This is a genomic window from Denitromonas iodatirespirans (assembly GCF_018524365.1).
Taxonomy (GTDB): Bacteria; Pseudomonadota; Gammaproteobacteria; order Burkholderiales; family Rhodocyclaceae; genus Nitrogeniibacter; species Nitrogeniibacter iodatirespirans.
Genome location: NZ_JAEKFT010000025.1, coordinates 1 through 20,952 on the forward strand (window position 1 = coordinate 1; position 20,952 = coordinate 20,952).

Genomic DNA, 20,952 nt, shown 5'->3' on the forward strand with positions numbered 1-20,952 from the left:
GAGGCCGATCGCTACGCACGCCTGATGATGGAAGCGCTCGAAGCGCGCCACACCACCTTCGTCGGGCGCGGCACCGTGCGCAGCCTGCGCCCCGGCACGCATGTCGACCTGCTCGACGCCCCGCGCGCGCTCACCGCCACCCCGCGCGGGCCGGGCGGCGCGCCCCCCGACGACAGTGCCGAACCTCCGCGCTTCGCCGTGCGCCAAGTCACCCACATCGGCATCAACAACCTGGGCGCCGCGCCGATGGCCACCATCGCCCACCGCCTCGGCGCCGCCGAGCTGTTTCATGACGATTCGCTCGACGACGCGCCCGACCATTCACGCGCCGACCCATTCGCTGACGGCTTCACCGATGCCCTCATCAACTCACTGGACTACCCTCTGGGCGACCCATTCATCGACCCACTCATCGGCCCCCCGAGCGACTCACGCCCCAGCTCCGACCATGACACCGCCCGCAACGAAGGCGCCGCCCCGCAACGCGCCCCCAAGTCGCTGAACGCCGCGGGCCTCTCCGAGGTGCTCGCCCTGGCCGCCGCGCGCGGCTACGCCAACAGCTTCGACGCGCTGCCCGCGCACCTGCCCTGGCGCCCCCGCCTCACCGACGATACCGGCGCCCGGCTCAACCCGCGCCCCACCGCCAACGGCCCGACCAGCGCCATCGTCGTCGGCCCCCAGGGCGAAACCCGCCCCAACGGCGCCGACGAGATCTGGTGCGACCGGCTCGGGCGCATCAAGGTGCGCTTCCTGTGGCAACAGGGCAACACCCCCGACGATTGCTCCAGCTGCTGGGTGCGCGTAGGCACCCGCCAGGCCGGCCCCGGCATGGGCTGGCAGATGCTCCCGCGCATCGGGCAGGAAGTCCTCGTCACATTCCTGGGCGGGGACATCGACAGGCCGACAGTGCTTGGTGGACTTTTTAACGGCCGTGGCGAAGGCGGCATCACCCCCACCCCCGGCGGCGCCGACGCCCAAGCCGCAGACCGCAGCGTCTTCGAGCAAGCCACCGACCACGCCCCTGCCGCCCAAGGCAACCTCACTGCGGGCAACAGCCCCGCCTGGCACGGCGCCGCCGCCAATGAACACCGCCACAGCGCCGCCCTCAGTGGCATCCGCACCAAGGAATTCGGCGCCCACGGCCGTTTCGCCGGTCACAACCAACTCGTCTTCGACGACACCGACAACCAGCAGCGCGCCGCCTTGCACAGCACCCAATACGCCTCGCAGCTCAACCTCGGCCACCTCATCCACCAGGCCGACAACTACCGCGGCAGTTTCAGGGGCACCGGCGCCGAGCTTCGCACCGACGCCTGGGGGGCGCTACGCGCCGCGCGCGGCATCACGCTCACCACCTGGGCCCAGCCCACCGACGCCGAGCCGGCCGGCGACATGGCCCCCGCCGCCGCCCTGCTCGGCCAGGCCGACACCCTGGCCCAAACCCTCTCCAAAGCCGCCACCACCCACCAAACCGTGCCACTCGCCGCCGCCATCGGCTCAACCGGCGCCAACCAAAGCACCCTCGACCCGAACGCCGCCCCGCTCAAGGCCCTGCACACCGTCGCCCGCGGCATGGCAGACGGCACCGACTTCGACGCTGCGCTCGCCGACGCCAGCCAGAAGAACACCGCCACCGCCGGCAAGCTGCCCCATCTCACCGACGCGGCCATCGTCCTGGCCGCCCGCGCCGGCCTCGGCCTCGTCGCCGGCGGGCATCTGCAATTGAGTAACGGCGAGACGCTCAACCTGATGAGCGGCGAGGACACCAACCTGGCCGTCGCCGGCAAAGCGCGTATCCACACCGGCCAGGCCATCGGCCTCGTCGCCGGCGCCATCGGCCCCGGCGAGAACGGCGCCGGCATCACGATGATCGCGGCGAAGGACGACATCGAGATGCAGGCGCAAAGCGACGAGATGAAGTTCCAGGCCAAGGACGAGGTGACACTCAGCTCGATCACCGAGCACATCGACTTCGCGGCCGGCAAACGCATCGTGCTGGCCGTCGAAGGTGGCGCGAGCATCACCATCGACGGGGGGATCACCGTCGAGTGCCCGGGGACGATCACGGTGCATGCGAGCAAGAAGAGTTTTAGTGGGCCGGTGCGGGAGGAGTACGGTTTGCCGACCTTTCCGCAAACCGTCTGCAAGGCATGTCTGCTCGCGGCGATGAAGGCCGGCTCACCGTTTGCCACGATGCAGTAAGGAAGGACGACGCCATGACCCGGTTTCTTCAGAACACCCATGGCGGCAGTCTTGCGCCGCACCTATCGCAGTGGCTGGCGCAATGTGGCGACGAAACGCATTCGCCCTATGCGCTGATCGACATGAGCATGCTCGAACCCACGACGCACGGTCGGCTCGAACGTTTGGCCGGGCCGTCGATCGAACTGCTCGCAGGCACTGACTACGAAGCCTATGGCGAACTGGGGCCGCGCTTGTTCGCGCTTTCCGCCATCGACTCGACCGCGCTCGCCCGCCTGACCGGCACCACCGACGCTCGCCCCGCACTGTCGGTGCTCGAAATCACGACGCATGCCGGCGTGCCAGATCTTCGTGGCTTGCAGTGGCTGGCCGACGCCCAGGGCACGGACGACACACGGCTCTACTGCCGCTATGCCGACACGCGAATCCTGCCCAATGTGCTCAGCGTGCTCGACCCAACGCAGAGCGCATGGCTCGCCCGCACGATTCGCCGCTGGGCATGGGTGGGGCGCGATGGCACACTTGAGTCGATCGACTTCACGCCGACCGACTCCGCCGCTCCGCGCCATGACGAAACGCGCATCCACTTTGATGACGCACAGTTCGGCACGCTCATGCAAGCCGCGGAAGCAGATACGCTCTTCGACGACCTCCACGACCAGTCCCCCGAGATCATTCCCACGGCGGATCCAGCCACGCTGTGGCGCCGGCTCGATGCCCTGCTCGACATCGCCCGCACACATGGCATCGACGACGCCCCAGATCAACGCCAGTTCATCACGCTCGCTTGGAGCGCATCGGAGCACTTTCATACCCTCCCGGCGCTGGCAGCGACCTTCGACGCTACCCGTAGCGGCTCGAAACGCTTTGCCGATGCGGTGGCCGGATGGAATGATGACATCTGGAATCAAATCGAAGCCCTGGCAGAGCATTCCGCCAAGGCCTCAGCCTCGGAGCACCCATGACTCACCGGCTTATCTCCTGCGACCGCTGGATCAAGCGCTTTATCGCCCTGTTCGCCCTGCTGACACTGACGGCCTGCGATGTCACCAATGACGACCGGCCCGATCCGAATGTCGCGGCCAGTTCCTTGTCGCGCTACAACTTCAGCTCGGAGGGTATTCAAGAATTCTATGTCGACGGCGTCTGGGGTAGCGGCGTCGGCATCGGCAGCGGCGGCGGTTCGGTGTGCTGCGTGATGATTCCGCGAAAGTGGCATGAGGGGTTGCAGGTGACGGTCGAGTGGCGGCGAAGCGATTGCGGCGGCGTCAATGAAAACAACCACAGTAAATGCGCAGGAATGAAGGGGGACTGGCCCATGAAAATCCTCAAGAAAACCGTCCCCATCGAACCGTACGACGTGCTTGACGAAACCCAGGTGTTCTTCCTGCCCTACGATGAAATCAAAATCTACGTGACGGATAAGAGCCCCTGGCACGCTGGCCATCCGTCAAGACTCCTCTCCAAACTCGGAGACATCGACCAGCGCCCATTCACAGACGCGGAAATGAAGAGGTTCATGGAGCCATGAGCGCCACTACGCCCCCAACAAACCTTCCTGGTCTGCGCGCATTGTCTGCCCGAGAGCAAGCTCAGCGAGTTGCCGCTTACAGTTGCATCGCCGACACGAAGAAACTCAGTTGCCGGCAGACCATCTGGGTCGGCATGTTCTTTGACGGCACCAATAACAACAAGCGCCGCGATCAGGAGCTGATCCCGGATCCGAACGCGCGCAGTCACTCCAATGTTGTCGTACTGCATGATGCGTTTCGAGATGAACGAAAAGAAGGCTATTACGCCTACTACGTCCCTGGTGTGGGAACGGCTTTCCCAGAGATCGGCGAGATAACTGAATCATCCAGCGGGAAATCCATGGCAACCGGCGGAGAAGCCCGCTTGTATTGGGCCATGATCCAGCTCTACAACGCAGTCAATTGGGCCATCTATGGCCGCAACCTCATAGCGGCCGGCGAAGCCAAAGCCTCCATCCGCAATCCAGACATCCTCAAGAACGGCTGGACAGTATTCTCCGGCAAACGGCGGGCCTTTTTCCAACAGACCGAGCGGCGCCTGAGGCAATCCATCGCACACCAGAAACCGGAAATCACACTGATCAACGTCTCGGTCTTCGGCTTCTCGCGCGGTGCGGCGCAAGCCCGCGCCTGGGTAAATTGGGTTCTCGAATGCTGCAAGTCCGAGGGCGGCGGCTACACTTTTTGTGGCATTCCGATCCGCTTCCAGTTCATGGGGCTGTTCGATACGGTCGCCTCGGTGGGACTGGCGGACTCTTCGCCCATCGGTGGTGATGGCTTGATGGACTGGGCGGACGGCACCATGGCCATTTCACCGGCCATCGAGCGCTGTGTGCACTATGTGGCAGCGCACGAGATCCGCAAGTCCTTCCCGCTCAGTACCGCGCGCGATGGCGCGACCTATCCGGCCAACTGCGTCGAAATCGTCTATCCCGGGGCACATTCAGATGTCGGCGGTGGATATGCACCGGGCGAACAGGGCAAGGCGCCGGGCCATCGGGCGCTACTCGCATCGCAGGTGCCGCTGGTGAATATGTATTTGGAAGCGCGGAAGTCGGGGGTTCCGTTGTTGGATACATCAATACTTGAAGCCGCAGGTAAGAAAGCGACTGTCGACGACCTCAAAATCGCCCCCTCTCTCGCCACCCGCTTCCGCGACTACGCCATCTGGTCCAGCGGTTCCACAGCCAAGGTCGAAGACCTGTTGTTCAAGCACATGCGGCTGTACTGGCGGTGGCGGCTACGGGTCGCGCCGCAGTTCAAGACGCTGGTCAGCTATCAGCGCGCCAACGCGCAGGACCGGGAAGACCTGGCGGCGAGCGAGGGGGATTTCCAGCGCGACATGGCGCGGGTGATGCAGCGCAAGCGCCTGAAGGACGACATCGACCGGCGCCGCGCGACGCACCCCATGCCCGGCCGCCAGCCTGGCCCCGTGCCGCTGTCGCCGGTCTACCAGGCGGCCATCGACGAGACGGCGCGTATCCACGAGGTACCCGAACCGGTGCATGCCTTCTTCGACGAGCATGTGCACGACTCGCACGCCTCGTTCTATCTCGCTGGCCCGCTGGGCGCGTACGACAAGGCCGAGAAGCTTCAACTGGCCAAGGAAAAGCAGCGTCGCGGCAAGGCGCTCACCGCATTCGAGCAGCGCATACTCGCCGAGGATGCCAGGGCGCCTGGCAGCTTTCCGGTGATGCACGATTCGGATTACGAAGACCTGCTGGATATGGAAGACTTTTTCACCGAGCGCACCGTCAAGGCCATGACCGACACCCGGCGGGAGAGCGACGGGCATGTGCGTTGCCGGGTAGTGTTCGATGGGCGCTGACAGGACATCCACCTGGATCTGTCGGGCGTGACGACATGCAACCGGAACACAAGGAAGACCCGTGAGCGAACATCGAAACCTTGAACGAAACATGACCGTCGATCTATCCGTGGATGCGCCCATGGTGCTGAAGGTGCGGCCGACGGGCGATATCGAATTGCATTATTTCCAGGGGCTCATGGGTTCGTCGGAGGCGGTTCTGATGAGGCTGATCTTTTCCCCGTCGGCGTCGGGCCAGCTGGTGATGGGGATCAAGGCGCTCCTGGAGACCGGGGCGATCGTTCTGGAAACCTCGCCGGGGTACCACGTTCAGTAGATTTTTAGACGTGTCGGGGACAGAGGTGTCGATAACGCAAGGCTATGCAGGAATCCGAGCGGGGCCGAGCCTGAGCTTGTCATGATGCCTTGACGTGTGTTCGCCGTAGATGTTCTGCAGCGTCCGACAGGCAGGAAGCTCCGGTGGGCGCCGCGCAGCACTGTGTTCTGCCCGCCGTGGTCGCGCACGACCTGTTCCAGCGCACGGCGCAGGTCCTGGCCGGGTGTGAGGCGCAAGGGCAGGGATTGCATCGTCGACCGCCTCACCCGCGCTCGGCCGGCGTCGGCGCGCTCAGCAGCCCGCGCATGGCGAACCACAGCACCAGCGCGTTGTTCACATGCCAGCCGAAATGGGTACCGAGCGGGAAGTGCTCGCACATCGTCAGATCGACGCTGCGCAACAGCACCGACAGGCCGAACAGCGCCGCGGCGGCGCGCAATCGGCCGGCGGCCGCGGCCGGGCGCTTCGGCACGGCGAGGGCGATCAGCGCCAGCCAGGGGCCGAGATAGAGTTCGGAGCCGTTGAGCGCCGGCACACGTACCGCGATGGCGATGGCCGCGCTGGTCACCAGCATGGCGCCCACGGCCGCAGCCGCGGCGCCGTTGTGCCAGCCGTGCAGGCGCACCAGCGCCCGGTGCAGGAATACCACCACGAAAATGGCGATGAACGCCACGTCGAGCACGCTGGCCCAGCGCTCGGCCACCGTGTGAAACACCAGGCTGCCGATGCCGACGGCACCGATCAGGCCGGCCAGGGCCCGCAGGTCGGCCGGGGTGCGGCGGTCCATGCGGCGCAGCAGCAGGGCGGCGGCGAGCACGAAGGCCAGATTGGTGAGCGCGTTGACCGGCTCGGCCCACAGACCGGGGTCGGTGCGCTCGCAGTAGAGGTCCAGCGGTGCGCGCCAGGTCATGGGATGACTGGCCCGTTGCCGGCGCGGCGTCCTCCCTGCGGGAGGGGCACGCTCAGGACAATCCTCCCGTCGCTGGCGCGACGACCTCCCCGGGGGAGGGTCGCGCACCCTTCGGGCGGCCGGGCGGGCACGCTCATGCGCCGCCCCCGACCGGGTGGATGCCGGCTTCGGTGACGATCCAGTGCATCGGGTGGTCATGCAGCTGGGGATGGGTGGTGTCGACCCGGCCCAGTTCGAAGCCGACGCCGACGGTGCGCGGCGCCGGCGACAGGGCGGCCAGGGTGCGGTCGAAGTAGCCGCCGCCGTAGCCCAGGCGGTAGCCGGCGGCGTCGAAGGCGTTGAGCGGGATCAGCAGCAGCTCGGGCGTCAGCTCGGCGCCGTCGGCGGGGATGAAAATGCCATGCATGTCGGGAACCATCGCGCTGGCCGGTGTCCACTCGCGGAACTTGAGCGGGCGGGCGGGCGCGACCATCACCGGCAGCGCGGCCTGCCGGCCGGGGGCGGCGTCGAGCCAGTCGACCACCACCGGGCGCAGATCGGGCTCGCTGCGATACGGCCAGCAAAAGGCCAGGCGATGGATGTCGAGGCGGTCGAGCAGGGCGGCGACATGGGTTTGTACGGCCGTTTCGAGCGGTGCGCGGTCGGTGGCGGCAAGCTGTTCGCGGGTGCGGATGGCCGCGTCACGCAGCTGTTTGCGTTGAATCTCCATGGGGTTATCCAGAGCAGGTTTTTTTGCGGCACAGGCCGTGTAGAGTAAGTGGGGTCGGTCCAGCGAGGCCGGGAATACACGTGGCAGCCCGTCCCATGCGGATGGTGCGAAGGAATAGTAAGCGATGAAGGCGGCAAAAGGCTGGGGCATGCTGTGGCTGGGCATGATGTGGGTGAGTGCGGTATGGGCGCAGGTGCCCAGCGGCGATGAACGGATCCTGGCCGCGCGCGAGGCCCTGCGCACCGGTGACCGGGCCACCCTCGATCAGCTCGCCGCCGGCCGCTCGCCGCATCTGCTCGAGCGCTATGTGAAGTTCTGGCATCTGCAGAACGTGCTGGCGCGCCCCGAGCCGCCCGACACCGCGCGCATCGAAGCCTTTCTCGCCCGCTACGCCGGCAGCGTGCTGGCCGACCGCTTGCGCAGCGCCTGGCTGGCGCGGCTGGCCAAGGACGAGAACTGGATCGGCTTCATCGGTGCCTGGGGCGGCTTGGCCGCGCCCACCGACGGCCAGCGTTGCCAGCACTGGCTGGCGCGCGAGCGTATCGGCGATCGCAGCGCGCTGGACGAGGCGGCGGCCGAATGGATGCGCCTGAGTCTGCGCGCCGAGGCCTGCGAAACCCTGGTCGGCCGCCTGGCCGATGCCGGGCGACTGGCGCCCGACGACATCTGGGTGCGCTTTCGCGACGAAATGAACGGGCGCCGCCCGAGCGATCTCGAGCTTATCGTGCGCGGTCTGCCGGCCGGCGAGGCGCCGAGCGCCGCCGAACTCAAGGCCATGCTGAAAGACCCGGCGCGCTATCTGGACAACCTGCGCCCCGGTTTTGCCCGGCGCCGCGCCGATGTCGAGCTGATGCTCGGCGCGCTCGGCCGCCTGGCGGTGAACGACCCGCGTGCGGCCTATGCGCGCTTCGCCCGCTTCAACGATGCGCTGACGGCATCCGATCGCGCCTATGGCTACATCCTGCTGGGCTGGCGCGGCGCGCAGGATCACCTGCCCGAGGCGGTGCGCTGGTTCCGGGCGGCCGGCAAGGTCAACATGGCGGCCGAGCAACGGGCCTGGCAGGTGCGCGCCGGGCTGCGCCAGGGCGACTGGAAGGCGGTGCGCCAGGCGATTCAGGCGATGTCGGCCGAGCAGCGCGGCGAGGGCATCTGGACTTACTGGCTGGCCCGCGCCGAGCAGGCCCTGGGCGACGCCGACGGTGCGCGGCTGTTGTTCGAACGGGTGGCCGGGTCGGCGGATTTCTACGGCATGCTGGCCGACGACGCGCTGGGCCGACCCTTCACCCCGCCGCCCGACCAGACGCTGGCCGCCGAGACGCGGGCGACGGTGTCGGCTGACCCCGACATCCGGCGTGCGCTGGCCTTGTTCCGCCTCGACATGCATATCGACGGGGTGCGCGAGTGGAACTGGCGCCTGCGCGATGCCGACCCCGACTTTCGCATCGCCGCCGCGCGGCTGGCGCTGGACGAACACATCTACGACCGTGCCATCAATACCGCCGAGGCGGTGGACCGGCAGCGCAACTTCGGCCTGCGCTATCTCACGCCCTATCGTGAACTGATCGAGCCGCATGCCCGCGCGCAGGGCCTGGATCTGGCCTGGGTGTATGGCGTGATGCGCCAGGAAAGCCGCTTCGTTACCCGCGCCGCCTCGCCGGTCGGCGCCCAGGGGCTGATGCAGGTGATGCCGGCCACCGGCAGCTGGGTGGCCAAGAAGATCGGCATGAGCGACTACCGGCGCAGCCGCCTGCAGGAGCCCGACACCAACGTGCTGCTGGGCACCAGCTATATGCGCATCGTGCTCGACGGGCTCGACGACCACCCGGTGCTTGCCGCCGCCGGCTACAACGCCGGCCCTGGGCGGGCCCGCCGCTGGCGCGATGAACGGACGCTGGATGGGGCGATCTATGTAGAGACCATCCCCTTCGACGAAACCCGCGACTATGTGAAGAAGGTGATGGCCAACGCGGTGATCTACGGCGCCCTGATCGACGGCACGGCGCAGTCGCTCAGCGCGCGCCTGGGTCAGGTCGCCCCGCGCTGAACCGGCGGCGTCTGCGGGCGCCGTCCGCACAGACTGGAGGGAGACAGACGGATGGATCGATCGAAAGTCATTCTGGTGCTCGGCGGCAGCGGTTTCGTCGGCCATGCGGTGGTGGCCCGGCTGGCCGCCGAGGGTTATCGCGTGTGTGTGCCGACCCGCCATCGCCACCGGGCGCGGCACTTGCTGGTGCTACCGACGGTGGACGTGGTCGAGGCCGATGTGTCGGACGAGGGCACGCTCGATGCGCTGATGCGTGGCGTTGGCGCGGCGATCAACCTGGTCGGGGTGCTGCACTCGTCGTCCGGCTCGCCCTACGGGCCGGCCTTCCGGCGCGCCCATGTCGACATCCCCACGCATCTGGTGGCGGCCTGCCAGCGCCATGGCGTGTCGCGGCTGGTGCACATCAGCGCGCTCGGCGCCGACGCCGAGGGTCCGTCCCAATACCAGCGCTCCAAGGCCGCCGGCGAGGCGGTGATCCGCGGTGCCGAGCCGCCGCTCGACTGGACGATCCTGCGTCCCTCGGTGATGTTCGGCCGCGAGGACAGCTTCCTCAACCTCTTCGCCTCCCTGGTGCGCATCACCCCGGTGATGCCGCTGGGCGGCGCCGGCTGCCGCTTCCAGCCGGTGTGGGTGGAGGATGTGGCGCGAGTGGTGGTCGCCAGCCTGACCCGCCCCGACGCGGTCGGCCAGTGCTTCGACGTCGCCGGCCCGCGCATCTACACCCTGGCCGAGCTGGTGCGCTTTGTCGGCGAGCAGGTGGGGCATCGGCCCTGGGTGATCCCCCTCCCCGAAGGGCTGGCCCTGATCCAGGCGCGGCTGCTGGAGCTGGCGCCCAACCCGATGATGAGCCGCGACAACGTGCGCTCGATGCGGGTCGACAACATCACCGGCCGGCCGCCGCTGCCCTTCGGCTGGACGCCGACCGCGCTCGAAGCGGTGGCACCGTCCTACCTCGGCCCGCACCCCGGGCGGCGGCGTTTCTTCGTCAATCGACGCCGGGCCGTGCGCTGACGCCGCGCATGCGGCGATAATGCCGCTTTGCCTTCGCTGAACAGGCGCATGAAGACATACATCGTAGGCGGTGCCGTGCGCGACGAGCTGCTCGGCCTGCCGGTGCAGGACCGGGACTGGGTGGTGGTCGGCGCCACCGTCGAGGCCATGCTGGCGCGCGGCTTCACCCCCGTGGGCAAGGACTTCCCGGTCTTTCTGCATCCCGACTCGCATGAGGAATACGCGCTGGCCCGCACCGAGCGCAAGAGCGGCCACGGCTATACCGGCTTCACGGTGCATGCCGCACCGGACGTCACGCTCGACGAGGATTTGCTGCGCCGCGACCTGACCATCAACGCCATGGCGCGCGCCGAAGACGGCAGCTTGGTCGACCCCTACGGCGGCCAGCGCGACCTGGCCGCGAAGGTGCTGCGCCATGTCAGCCCCGCCTTCGCCGAAGACCCGGTGCGCATCCTGCGTGTGGCGCGCTTCGCCGCCCGCTTCGAGGGCTTCACCGTGGCCGACGAGACGCTGGCGCTGATGCGCCGCATGGTCGACAGCGGCGAGGTCGACCACCTGGTGCCCGAGCGCGTGTGGCAGGAAATCTCGCGCGGCCTGATGGCGCCAGCGCCGATGCGCATGATCGAGGTGCTCGACGCCTGCGGCGCGCTGGCCCGCTGCCTGCCCGAGGTGGTGGCGCGCCGGCGCATCGACCCCTTGCTGCCCACCGTGCTGCGCTGCGCCGTGGCCCGCGATCTGCCGCAGCCGCATCGCTGGGCGCTGCTGGTCGGCCATGCGGTGGATGCCGCCGAGTCGGCCAGCGCCCGCCTCAAGGTGCCGCTGACCTGCCGCGACCAGGCGGTGATCCTGGCGCGCGACGGCGAAACCCTGGCGACTGCCAGCTCGGCCGCCGCCCGGCTCGACCTGCTCGCCCGCTGCGACGCCTTCCGCCGCCCCGAGCGCCTCCTCACCCTGCTCGAAGCGGCGCCCTGCGCCCATCCCGTGCCGCCGGCCGCGGTGGCGCGCTGGCAGGCCACGCTGGCGGCGGCGCAGTCGATCGATGGCGGTGCGGTGGCGCGCGGGTGTGCCGACAAGTCGGCGATTCCCGCCGCCATCCACGCCGCCCGGCGTGCCGCCATCGAGGCCGCCGACGCCGCCGCAGGCCGTGGCTGACACCATTGCTCACACGCAAGCGGGGGGCGGCCGTGCCACACTGGCGGCCATGAAACGCTGGGCGGGACATCTGTCGTGCATCGTGGTCATGGGCTTGGCGCCGTGCCTGTCGGCACAGGCCGAGCCGCAGGTCGTGCCCGCCTTCGCCGAGGTGCGCACCGCCCATGTGAGCAGCACGGCGCGACTGGTCGACCGTTATGGCGAGCCGCTGGCCGAGCGGCAGCTGCGCTTCGAGGACGACCGGCTCGACTGGGTGGCGCTCGATGCGTTGTCGCCGGCCATGGTCGAAGCCCTGCTCGAAGCCGAAGACCGCCGCTTCTACCAGCACGAAGGCATCGACTGGCGTGCCGTGGCGGCTGCCGCGGTGCAGAACCTGTGGTTCGAACATGCGCGCGGCGCCTCGACCCTGAGCATGCAGCTGGCCGGCCTGCTCGACCCGGCCCTGCAGCCGGCCAGCCGCGGCCATCGGCGTCGCACGCTGGAGCAGAAGTGGGACCAGGCGCTGGCGGCGCAGGCGCTCGAAGCGCGCTGGAGCAAGGCGCAGATTCTCGAGGCCTATCTCAACCTGGCGCCTTTCCGCGGCCGTCTGCGCGGCATCTCGGCCGCCGCCTGGGCGCTGGCGGGCAAAACGCCCGACGCCCTTGAGCGCCCCGAAGCGGCGGTACTGGCCGCCTTGCTGCGCGGGCCGGGCGCCTCGCCGGCCGTGCTCATCCGCCGCGCCTGCGCGCTGGTGGCGCGCATCGGCAGCCCGGCGGGCTGCGAGCAGGTCAAGGCGATGGCTGCGGCGATGGACCCGGTGCTGCTCACGCCGCGCTGGACGCTGGCGCCCCATCTGGCCGCGCGCCTGTTGCGCGAACCGGGGGCGAACGTGGCCACCTTGCTCGACGCCCGGTGGCAACGGCGCATGCAGGCCGCGTTGCAGGCCGCGGCGCCGGCGCGTGCGGCGGTGGTCGTGATCGACAACGCCACCGGGGCGGTGCTGGCCGACATCGGCGGGCTCAGCGCGGCCCATGCCGATGCCACCGCCTTCACCTATCCGGCCGGCTCGATGCTGTGGCCCTTGCAGTGTGCGCGTGCCATCGACCGGCGCGGGGTGACCGCCGCCAGCCTGCTCAATGGCGACGGCGATGGCGAGGCGCCGCAGTGGCTCAGCCTGCGTCGGGCGGCGGCCGAGGAAAATACGCGGGCCATGGCCGAGCTGATCCGGCACCAAGCCGAGGCCGACGGCCCGGCGCTGCCGCTGTCGGCTCAGGCGCTGGACCTGCCCCGGCTGGCCGCCCTCACGCGTCTGCTGGCCACCGACGGGCACTGGCGTGCGCCGGCATGGCTGCCTGGCGCCGAGCGGGCGGCCACACCGGTGGTGTCGGCCGGCGCCGCCTTCATCGGCCGCGACCTGTTCGACCCGGTGATGGCGCAGATGGTGACACCCGGCCGCGCCGCCTGGGCCACCGGGGCCAATGCCGAGGTGAGCATCGCGGTGTGGATGGAGACCGGGCCGACGGCGCTGATCGAGGTGCGCGCCTGGCTGGCCGATCAGCTGGCGGCCGACGGCCCGTGGCCGGCCGAGCGGGTGGTGCCGGCCGGCGTGCTGCGCCGCCCGGTGCGTTTCGACCCGCCGGTCGAGCCGGCACGTGACGAATGGTTCCTGGCCGGCACGGCGGTGCCTGTGGTCACGCCGCCGCAGCTGAGCGCGCGGATCGCCGCGCCGGCGGCGCGCGCCATCATCGATCTGCGTGCCTTGCCCGCCGGGCAGGGGGTGCTGCTGCGCGCCTCGATCGATGATCCGCGGCTGCGCTGGCGGCTGGACGGGCGCGAGGTGGGCAGTGGCGGCACCGCGGTGGTGATTCCCCAGCCCGGTCTGCGGGTGATCGAGCTGGTCGATGCGCGCGGCGAACGGCTGGACCGGATCAGCGTCGCGGTGCGCGGGCGTTGAGCGGGGTGCGTCGGATGATCAAGGCACCGCGCCTACAGCCAGCGCAGGATCAGCCAGGCCAGCAGCGACATCAGCACGGTGGAGGTAAAGGGCAGATACCAGCGCTGCCCCTTGCGCTGGACGGTGATGTCGCCCGGCAGGCGACCGAGCGGCAAATAGCGCGCCAGCAAGGGCTGCAGGCCGCCGAGCAGTGCCACCACGATCACGATCGAAACCAGCCATTTGAGCAACATGCCGCCGTTCCAGCCGGAAGAAGGGGCGATTACAACGGATTGTCCGCCGCTTGCCAAGGCACTTTGGCATGGCCGGGACGGCCGCGATCCGTTACCGTGACGGGTGTTCGGCGGTGTGACACCGCCGTGTTGGTGTCCCAGTTTTTTGCCGCGGCGGCGCTTTCGTGCCGCGTGCCCAGAAGGAAGTGCGATGAACCGACATCGATTCGGTGAGCTTGAAGTGCTGGCCTGTGCCCCCGAGGGCGAGGCCCATCCGGTCCCGTTGCTGTTCGTGCACGGCGCCTATACGGCAGCATGGTGCTGGCAGGAGCATTTCATGCCCTGGTTCGCCGAGGCCGGTTTTTCCTGCTATGCGGTGTCGCTGTCGGGCCATGGCCATAGCCGTCGGCGCGATGGGCTCGACAGCTACAGCCTGAACGACTACGTGAACGACGTGGCCGAAGTGGTGGGCGGCCTGCCAGCGGCGCCGGCACTGATCGGCCATTCGATGGGCGGCATGGTGGTGCAGAAATACCTCGAACGCACCGAAGCGCCGGCCGCGGTGCTGATGGCCTCGGTGCCGCCGCAGGGGCTGTGGACCTCGGCGCTCGGCCTGATGTTTCGCAAGCCCATGCTGCTGCAGGACCTCAACCGCCTTCTCGGCGGTGGCGAGGCGCATGCCGCCACGCTGCGCGATGCGCTGTTCTACCAGCCCGTGGCCGACGAGGACATGCGCCGCTACCTGTCCCTCTCGCAGCCGGAGAGCCATCGCGCCATCTGGGACATGACCCTGTTCAACCTGCCGCTGCCCTCGCGCATGGCACGCGTACCGATGCTCATCCTCGGCGCCGAGCATGACGAGCTGATCCCCCCGTCGCTGGTGCGCATGACCAGCTCGGTGTATGGCCTGCGCGAGGAGATCTTCCCCGGCATGGGCCACGCGATGATGCTCGAACGCGACTGGGAAAGCGTGGCCGAGCGGATGCGGGCATGGCTGCAGTCGGTGCTCTAGGCGCCGACCGGCAATCCAATGCCGGCGGGTCGGGCCGGCCGATTCAATACACCTCGTAAGTACTAGGCCGTCAGCGCCGCCGGAAGGCGGGCGAACGCTTGTCCCGCTCGCCGGGAGGCTCTATCCTGCGCGATTCGCCGAAAACCCGTCGTTCTTGCGCCAGGTCAAGGATTGGGTAGGCATTCGCTTGCCTGATGGGCGATGTTGGCAGGGTATCGGAAGCCACGGCCGGCAGGCCTCGGGGGCGCCGATTCGTCGGTAGTGCTTTTTGCATATTTCTACGGGCTGATGGGGCATGTCGGAGTCGAGCCGTCGGGTGTGGTTGTTTCGCTTCGTGGTGGTCCTGGCGGCCTATGTCGTGGGTGGTCGCATCGGGCTGACGGTGCCCTATATCGGATCGCACATCAGTCTCATCTGGCCTCCGACGGGGATCGCGCTGGCGGCGCTGCTGCGCTGGAATCTCTCGCTGTGGCCGGCCATCTGGCTGGGTGCCTTCGGCGTCAATCTGTCGGTGGGCAGCAGCGTCGAGTTGGCGGCAGGCATCGCCGCCGGCAATACGCTCGGCCCGTGGCTGGCCGCCCGCCTGTTGCGCGGGCAGGGGTTCGACTGCGACTTGCCGGCGCGCCGGGATCTCGTGCGCTACCTGGTCATCGGTGTCGCCGCCGGCATGGCCCTCAATGCCGGCAACGGTGTCGCGCAACTCTGGCTGGCCGGCCTGCTGCCGACGTCCGCGCTCGGCGCGGCCTGGAGCACTTGGTGGCTGGGCGATGCCATGGGCGCCCTGGTGGTGGGCATCCCGCTGCTCACGGCGAGCCGCAGCAGCTGGCGCGACGTGTGGCTCGGGGCGCGGGGTGGCGAAGTGGGGGCCATCCTGCTCCTGACGCTGGGCACCGGCGCCTGGCTCTTTCTCGGCGATGCGGTCGGCAAGCCGGCCAACCCGCTCCTCTATCTGCCCTTCTTCCTGCTCTCGTGGCTGGCGATTCGCGGCGGCGCGACGGTTGCCTCGACCGCCGCGCTGCTGCTGTCGGCGCAGGCGGTGTGGGCGACGGCCGCCGGTGGCGGCCCGTTCTACGCGGCCGACCTGCACCTGAGCCTGGCCATGCTGTGGGGCTACATGGCCACGGCAACGGTGATCACCGTCTTGCTGACCGTGCTGGTCGGCGAGTTGCGCACCAGCGAACGGCGCCTGACCCTGGCCACCGTCGGCGGTGCGCTCGGCCTGTGGGAGTGGCATCTGCCCACCGATCGGATGACCTACACCGGCGACTGGCGCGCGGCGCTGGGCGTGACGGCGGCACAGCTGGGGGTGACGCGGGACGACTGGTTGCAGACGATCCATGCCGACGACCGCTCGGAGGTCGCGCACAAGCTGGCCGCCCACCTGGCCGCCAGCACCGAGCTGTTCGAGGCCGAGTTCCGCATGGACGGCATGTTCGGCCCGACCTGGGTGCAGGCGCGTGGCCAGGTGGTGGAGCGCACGCACGGTGGCGCGCCGGTGCGCATGGCGGGCACCATGCTCGATGTGAACGCCCGCCGGCAGGCCGAGGAGGCGCTGCAAGCGAGCAAGGAGCGCTGGCGCTTCGCCCTGGAAGGTGCCCGTGACGGCGTTTGGGACTGGGACCTGCAGACCGGCGAGCTTTACCTCTCGGAGCGCGACATGGCGATCCTCGGCTACGAGGGCGAGGACGGCGCGCACAGCCATATCGACCAATGGGCCGAGCGCGTGCATCCGGACGACCGGGCGGTGCGGCATGCCGCTCTCGCGCAGTACCTGGCCGGGGAGGCGCCGCTCTACACCTGCGAGTGCCGGCTACGCGGCCGGGATGGGCGCTGGCGCTGGCTGCAGACGCGCGGCAGGGTGGCCAGCCGTGCCGCCGACGGCACCGCGCTGCGCCTGATCGGCACTCACACCGACATCAGCGAGCGCAAGCGCAGCGAGGAGATCCGCCAGCGCCAGCTGGTCAGCCTGCAGGCCCTCAACGAGATCGGCACCGTGCACCATGCCGGTCTGCCGGAGGAACTCAGCGCCATCCTGTCGATCGGTGCGAAGCACTTCGGCGTCGAGTTCGGCATCGTCAGCCATATCGATGGCGATGACTACACCGTGGCGGCCCATGTCTCGCCGGCGGATTGCCTGGCCGTGGGTCAGCGCTTCTCGCTGGGCAACACCTACTGCGCGCTGACGCTCGCGCGGGACGGGGTGCTCGCCATTGCGCACATGGGCGCCTCCGCCCATCTGGGCCACCCGTGCTACCAGGCGTTCCGCCTCGAAACCTACATCGGCGTGCCGCTGCGTGTCGGCGGCGCGGTGTACGGCACCCTCAGCTTCAGTTCGCCCGTCGCCTACGAGCGCGTCTTCGACGAGCGCGACGAGGAGTTCATGCTGCTGCTGGGGCGCTGGGTGGCCGCCGCCATCGAGCGCAACCAGGCCCAGCGGGCGCTGGCCGAGAGTGAGGAGAAGTTGCGCGGCCTGTTCGAACTGTCGCCGCTGGGCATCGTCCGCTGCGACATGGCCGGGCGCTTCATTGAATTCAACGCGGCCTTTCTGCGCATTTGCGGCTACACGGAAGACGCGTTGAAGGCGCTCGACTACCGGGCGCTGGTCCTCGAGGCCGATGCGGCGGACGATCGGCGCCGGGCCGAGGCGCTCGAGCGCAGCGGCTATTTTGCGCCGGTCGAGAAGGCGCTCGTCCGCAAGGACGGTGACCGGCTCACTGTCCAGTGCACCGGCATGCTGGTGACCGGGCGCGACGGCCAACGGTCGATCTGGTCGATCGTCGAGGACATCACCGAGCGCCGGCAGGCCGAAGCCCGGTTGCGGGAGCAGAAGGAGTTCCTGTCGACCATCCTCGAAAACGAGCCCGAATGCGTCAAGGTGGTCGGCGCCGATGGCGTGGTGAGAACCATGAACAGCGCCGGCCTGGCCATGCTGGAGGCGGACAGCGTCGATGAGATCAACACGCACGGGTTGATCAATTTCGTCGAGCCCGGCTTTCGCGGCGCCTTCGAACACCTCAACCAGCGTGTGCTGAGCGGCGAAAGTGCGACGCTGGAGTTTCGGCTCCAGGGGCGCCGGGGCACACGCCGTTGGCTGGAAACCCATGCCGCGCCGCTTCACGATGCGGCGGGCGGCGGCCGTCTCATCCTGGCCGTGACGCGCGACGTCTCCCGGCGGCGCGAGGCCGAAGAGCGCCTCGCCTTGTCGCTCAGGGGGGCCGACCTGGCGATGACCGACTGGCATATTCCCAGCGGCCGCATAACCTTCGGCGAAGGGTGGACCCGGCTGCTCGGCTACGATGCGCGCGAACTCAGCGCCGAGCGCTCGCCCTTGACCTCGCTCGTGCGGGCCGAGGACGCGCCGGTGATGCGCGACGCGCTGGTGCGTCACCTGAAAGGGGAGACGCCCTACCTCGAGGCCGAGGTGCGCATGCGCCACACGGCGGGCCATTGGGTCTGGGTGCTGGCGCGTGGCATGGCGGTGGAGCGCTCGGCCGACGGGCGGGCGGTGCGTGTGGCCGGCACGGCCATGGACATCAGCGCGCGCAAGCAGGCCGAAGGCGAGATCCGGCGTCTGTCACAATGGAACGAGCTGCTCCTGAACTCGGCCGGCGAGGGCATCTACGGGGTCGACATCAACGGGCGCTGCACCTTCATCAATCCGGCCGCCCTGGCGATGCTCGGATTCGAGCGCGAGGAGGTGCTGGGCCAGAATCCGCACACGCTCTTCCATGTCCACGACCGGGACGCCTCGCCCGACGCCGAGGCGAGCTGTCCGATCGCCGTCGCCCTGCGCGATGGCGTGCGCCGCGAGGCCGAAGACGCCTTCCTCCGCAAGAGCGGCGAGCGTTTCCCGGTGAGCATGACGGCGACGCCGCTGCGCGAGGACGACCGGATCGTCGGCGCCGAGGTTGTCTTCCAGGATATCGGCGAGCGCAAGGCGATGGAGCAGGAGCTGGTGCGCCTGGCGACCACCGATGCGCTGACGGGCGTGGCCAACCGCCGCCGCTTCCTCGAACAACTGGAGATGGAGTTGGCGCGCGCCAAACGCTTCGGGCAGCCGGCCACCTTGCTGATGCTCGATATCGACCACTTCAAGCGGGTGAATGACACCTACGGCCATGCCACGGGCGACGCCGTGCTGCAGCACTTCGCCCGCCTGACCCAGCAACGCCTGCGGCGGATCGATCTGTTCGGCCGCCTCGGTGGCGAGGAGTTCGCCATTTTGCTGACCGGCACGGACGGCGCCGGTGCGCGCCACTTCTCCGAGCAGTTCCGGCGTGCCGTCGCGCAGACTCCGGCGGCGGCGAAGGGGGAGATCTCCATCAGCGTCAGCATCGGCGTTGCCGAGTTCGATCCGCAGGAGCCGACGCCCGACACCCTGCTGGCGCGCGGCGACGTGGCGCTCTACCGGGCCAAGGCGGGAGGGCGAAACCGGATCGAGCTGAGCTGAGGCCACCCGGCCTGCGCCGGCGATTTGACCGGCGTGCGCGAGCACCCTCCAGTTTTCCCGCGAATGTGCGTTATTGCCTGGCATGGGGCGCCGGTGCGCGCCACCATCGAAGTGCCGCATGCAGCGGCGCTGTCAGAGCGGACAGGTGAGACCATGGACGTGATTCCCGCGCCGGCGGTGCCCGGCCCCGACTACGAAGACGAGATCCTCGACGCCGGCTGGTTGCCCCAGCCCGAGGCGGTGGCGCCCGAGCCCGACAGCCATCCGCCCTCGTCGCCGCAGGCCGCACGCGAGGATGCCGACGCCTTTCTGCAGACGGTGTATCGCAACCAGTCTTGAGCCTGCGGCCTACAGGCCGTGCAGGCGATCGCCGCGGCAAAAGCCGAGCAGAGGCTCGGCCAGGCCCTTGCCGACCGCCATCACCTTGAACAGCTCCCCCATTTCCTGCGGTGCCGTCAGCCGGTGCACCGCGCGCGCCGCACGGATGTAGTCCGGCTTGGTCGGATCGCCGCGCTCGGCGAGCAATTCCAGCACTCCGCAGTTGTACAGAAAACTCGCCTGGTTGGTGTAGCCGTAGATGGCCAGGTCGGCCGCATGGGCCGCTTCGGCAACGGCGGTGAAATCCACGAAGGCGGTGATGTCGTTGAGCCCCGGCCACAGGAACGGATCGCCGTGGGCATGGTGGCGGTAGTAGCACAAGAGCGTGCCGCTGCTGCGGCTGGGCAGGTAATACTCGGCGCGCGGATAGCCGTAGTCGATGAGGATCAGCGCTCCGGTGTCGAGGCGCTGGCGCCAGTCGGCGACCCAGGCCGGGCCGGCCAGATTCAGCTCGCTCACATATTCGCCGTCGCTCGGCATCGGTGCGTTCAAGGCCTCGGCGGCGGCGCGCAGGCGCGCATCGGCGGGGCGGTCGGCCCAGCGTAGCGTGCCGTCGGCATCGGCCGACACGCCACGTTCGAACATGTCGCCGTCGCGCCAGGCGAGCAGATGCACGGGCATCACGTCGAGCACTTCGTTGGCCACCACCGCACCGGAGAAACGCTCGGGCAGCTGGTCGATCCAGTGCACCCGGTCGGCCAGCGCGCCGACCCGCGCGCGCAGGGTGTCGGCCTGGCGCTGGCGCAATTCACCGGAGACTTCGAGGATCGCATACTGCGCCGGGGCGCGGCCGAGCCGGTCGAGCGCCAGCAGCAAATCGGCGGCCAGATGACCGGTGCCGGCGCCCACTTCCAGCACCTGCGGCGCGCTCTGGGCAAGCACTTCGGCGACTTGTTGCGCCAAGGCCTGGCCAAACAGTGGCGTGAGTTCGGGGGCGGTGATGAAGTCGCCGGCCGCGCCGAATTTGTGCGCGCCGCCACTGTAGTAACCCAGGCCGGGGGTGTACAAGGCCTGATGCATGTAGTCGGCAAAACTGATCCAGCCGCCAGCGTCGGCAATACGGTGGCGCAGACGGGCGACGAGGGCGTCGCTCTGCGCGCGGGCTTCGTCCGACGGGGCGGGCAGGTTCATGGGTGGTTCCGGGCAAAGACACAAAGTTTACATTGGCCAGGAAGGCTTGTCGTCAGCCCTGCGGCCGGGTATGGGATACTGCGCGCTATTGTCATACCTTCCCGTCGGGAGCGCCGCTGTGCCTGTTTCGGA

At 68.9% G+C, this 20,952-nt stretch carries 16 protein-coding genes; 12 read left to right on the top strand and 4 right to left on the bottom strand.

The window, feature by feature from the left end; genetic code table 11:
* From I8J34_RS18260 to I8J34_RS18280, 5 genes are all read left to right on the top strand, one after another.
* On the top strand, positions 1 to 2,202 hold a 2,202-nt coding region (locus tag I8J34_RS18260; protein WP_214363066.1), incomplete at its 5' end, for a type VI secretion system Vgr family protein.
* Complete coding sequence (locus tag I8J34_RS18265) at positions 2,151 to 3,167, top strand: DUF4123 domain-containing protein (RefSeq protein WP_214363067.1); 1,017 nt, start codon at positions 2,151 to 2,153, stop codon at positions 3,165 to 3,167. The genes I8J34_RS18260 and I8J34_RS18265, both read left to right, overlap by 52 nt.
* Complete coding sequence (locus tag I8J34_RS18270) at positions 3,164 to 3,733, top strand: DUF3304 domain-containing protein (protein WP_214363068.1); 570 nt, start codon at positions 3,164 to 3,166, stop codon at positions 3,731 to 3,733. The genes I8J34_RS18265 and I8J34_RS18270 overlap by 4 nt, the downstream gene beginning before the upstream one ends.
* A complete protein-coding gene (locus tag I8J34_RS18275) occupies positions 3,730 to 5,562 on the top strand; it encodes a T6SS phospholipase effector Tle1-like catalytic domain-containing protein (RefSeq protein ID WP_214363069.1) in 1,833 nt (610 codons plus the stop codon). The genes I8J34_RS18270 and I8J34_RS18275 overlap by 4 nt, the downstream gene beginning before the upstream one ends.
* 91 nt (positions 5,563 to 5,653) lie before the next feature.
* Positions 5,654 to 5,878, top strand: coding sequence for a hypothetical protein (locus I8J34_RS18280; RefSeq protein WP_214363070.1), 225 nt, complete (start codon positions 5,654 to 5,656; stop codon positions 5,876 to 5,878).
* Positions 5,879 to 6,140: 262 nt separating this feature from the next.
* On the opposite strand, the gene I8J34_RS18285 is transcribed toward I8J34_RS18280, so the two are convergent.
* Both I8J34_RS18285 and I8J34_RS18290 read right to left on the bottom strand, forming a co-directional pair.
* The gene (locus I8J34_RS18285) at positions 6,141 to 6,788 is read right to left on the bottom strand and encodes a ceramidase domain-containing protein (RefSeq protein WP_214363071.1); all 648 of its coding nucleotides are present in this window, start codon (positions 6,786 to 6,788) and stop codon (positions 6,141 to 6,143) included.
* Positions 6,789 to 6,921: 133 nt separating this feature from the next.
* The gene (locus I8J34_RS18290) at positions 6,922 to 7,497 is read right to left on the bottom strand and encodes a 5-formyltetrahydrofolate cyclo-ligase (protein ID WP_214363072.1); all 576 of its coding nucleotides are present in this window, start codon (positions 7,495 to 7,497) and stop codon (positions 6,922 to 6,924) included.
* 124 nt (positions 7,498 to 7,621) lie between these two features.
* Between I8J34_RS18290 and I8J34_RS18295 the strand changes: the two genes are divergently transcribed.
* Genes I8J34_RS18295 through I8J34_RS18310 form a run of 4 tightly spaced genes read left to right on the top strand, consistent with a single transcriptional unit; the run spans position 7,622 to position 13,637 of the window.
* Complete coding sequence (locus I8J34_RS18295) at positions 7,622 to 9,541, top strand: lytic transglycosylase domain-containing protein (RefSeq protein ID WP_214363073.1); 1,920 nt, start codon at positions 7,622 to 7,624, stop codon at positions 9,539 to 9,541.
* A 51-nt stretch (positions 9,542 to 9,592) separates the two neighbouring features.
* Positions 9,593 to 10,552 carry a complex I NDUFA9 subunit family protein gene (locus tag I8J34_RS18300; protein WP_214363074.1) on the top strand — a complete coding sequence of 320 codons (960 nt, stop codon included), beginning with the start codon at positions 9,593 to 9,595 and terminating at the stop codon, positions 10,550 to 10,552.
* Positions 10,553 to 10,600: 48 nt separating this feature from the next.
* Entirely contained in the window at positions 10,601 to 11,704 is a 1,104-nt protein-coding gene (locus I8J34_RS18305; RefSeq protein WP_214363075.1) for a tRNA nucleotidyltransferase/poly(A) polymerase-related protein, read from the top strand.
* Between the two features lie 49 nt (positions 11,705 to 11,753).
* Positions 11,754 to 13,637: a transglycosylase domain-containing protein gene (locus tag I8J34_RS18310; protein ID WP_214363076.1), complete on the top strand. Its 1,884-nt coding sequence runs from the start codon at positions 11,754 to 11,756 to the stop codon at positions 13,635 to 13,637.
* A 32-nt stretch (positions 13,638 to 13,669) separates the two neighbouring features.
* On the opposite strand, the gene I8J34_RS18315 is transcribed toward I8J34_RS18310, so the two are convergent.
* A complete protein-coding gene (locus tag I8J34_RS18315) occupies positions 13,670 to 13,870 on the bottom strand; it encodes a DUF2905 domain-containing protein (RefSeq protein WP_230411904.1) in 201 nt (66 codons plus the stop codon).
* A 190-nt stretch (positions 13,871 to 14,060) separates the two neighbouring features.
* Here I8J34_RS18315 and I8J34_RS18320 point away from each other — a divergent pair, with 190 nt between their 5' ends.
* From I8J34_RS18320 to I8J34_RS18330, 3 genes are all read left to right on the top strand, one after another.
* On the top strand, positions 14,061 to 14,861 hold the full coding sequence (locus I8J34_RS18320) for an alpha/beta hydrolase (RefSeq protein ID WP_214363077.1): 801 nt from the start codon (positions 14,061 to 14,063) through the stop codon (positions 14,859 to 14,861).
* A gap of 295 nt (positions 14,862 to 15,156) precedes the next feature.
* Positions 15,157 to 19,311, top strand: coding sequence for a PAS domain S-box protein (locus I8J34_RS18325; protein WP_214363078.1), 4,155 nt, complete (start codon positions 15,157 to 15,159; stop codon positions 19,309 to 19,311).
* Between the two features lie 153 nt (positions 19,312 to 19,464).
* Positions 19,465 to 19,650, top strand: coding sequence for a hypothetical protein (locus I8J34_RS18330; protein ID WP_214363079.1), 186 nt, complete (start codon positions 19,465 to 19,467; stop codon positions 19,648 to 19,650).
* Between the two features lie 9 nt (positions 19,651 to 19,659).
* Here the strand turns inward: I8J34_RS18330 and I8J34_RS18335 are convergent, their stop codons facing one another.
* Positions 19,660 to 20,820 carry a class I SAM-dependent methyltransferase gene (locus tag I8J34_RS18335; RefSeq protein ID WP_214363080.1) on the bottom strand — a complete coding sequence of 387 codons (1,161 nt, stop codon included), beginning with the start codon at positions 20,818 to 20,820 and terminating at the stop codon, positions 19,660 to 19,662.
* Positions 20,821 to 20,952 lie beyond the last annotated feature (132 nt).

What these genes read in the sequence shown, in the direction of transcription:
- I8J34_RS18270 (WP_214363068.1), top strand. Translation starts at nt 3,164, where the DNA reads ATGACTCACCGGCTTATCTCCTGCGACCGCTGGATCAAGCGCTTTATC.
- I8J34_RS18330 (WP_214363079.1), top strand. Translation starts at nt 19,465, where the DNA reads ATGGACGTGATTCCCGCGCCGGCGGTGCCCGGCCCCGACTACGAAGAC.
- I8J34_RS18325 (WP_214363078.1), top strand. Translation starts at nt 15,157, where the DNA reads ATGTCGGAGTCGAGCCGTCGGGTGTGGTTGTTTCGCTTCGTGGTGGTC.
- I8J34_RS18265 (WP_214363067.1), top strand. Translation starts at nt 2,151, where the DNA reads ATGTCTGCTCGCGGCGATGAAGGCCGGCTCACCGTTTGCCACGATGCA.
- I8J34_RS18305 (WP_214363075.1), top strand. Translation starts at nt 10,601, where the DNA reads ATGAAGACATACATCGTAGGCGGTGCCGTGCGCGACGAGCTGCTCGGC.
- I8J34_RS18295 (WP_214363073.1), top strand. Translation starts at nt 7,622, where the DNA reads ATGAAGGCGGCAAAAGGCTGGGGCATGCTGTGGCTGGGCATGATGTGG.
- I8J34_RS18300 (WP_214363074.1), top strand. Translation starts at nt 9,593, where the DNA reads ATGGATCGATCGAAAGTCATTCTGGTGCTCGGCGGCAGCGGTTTCGTC.
- I8J34_RS18315 (WP_230411904.1), bottom strand. Translation starts at nt 13,870, where the DNA reads ATGTTGCTCAAATGGCTGGTTTCGATCGTGATCGTGGTGGCACTGCTC.
- I8J34_RS18320 (WP_214363077.1), top strand. Translation starts at nt 14,061, where the DNA reads ATGAACCGACATCGATTCGGTGAGCTTGAAGTGCTGGCCTGTGCCCCC.
- I8J34_RS18285 (WP_214363071.1), bottom strand. Translation starts at nt 6,788, where the DNA reads ATGACCTGGCGCGCACCGCTGGACCTCTACTGCGAGCGCACCGACCCC.
- I8J34_RS18275 (WP_214363069.1), top strand. Translation starts at nt 3,730, where the DNA reads ATGAGCGCCACTACGCCCCCAACAAACCTTCCTGGTCTGCGCGCATTG.
- I8J34_RS18280 (WP_214363070.1), top strand. Translation starts at nt 5,654, where the DNA reads ATGACCGTCGATCTATCCGTGGATGCGCCCATGGTGCTGAAGGTGCGG.
- I8J34_RS18310 (WP_214363076.1), top strand. Translation starts at nt 11,754, where the DNA reads ATGAAACGCTGGGCGGGACATCTGTCGTGCATCGTGGTCATGGGCTTG.
- I8J34_RS18335 (WP_214363080.1), bottom strand. Translation starts at nt 20,820, where the DNA reads ATGAACCTGCCCGCCCCGTCGGACGAAGCCCGCGCGCAGAGCGACGCC.
- I8J34_RS18290 (WP_214363072.1), bottom strand. Translation starts at nt 7,497, where the DNA reads ATGGAGATTCAACGCAAACAGCTGCGTGACGCGGCCATCCGCACCCGC.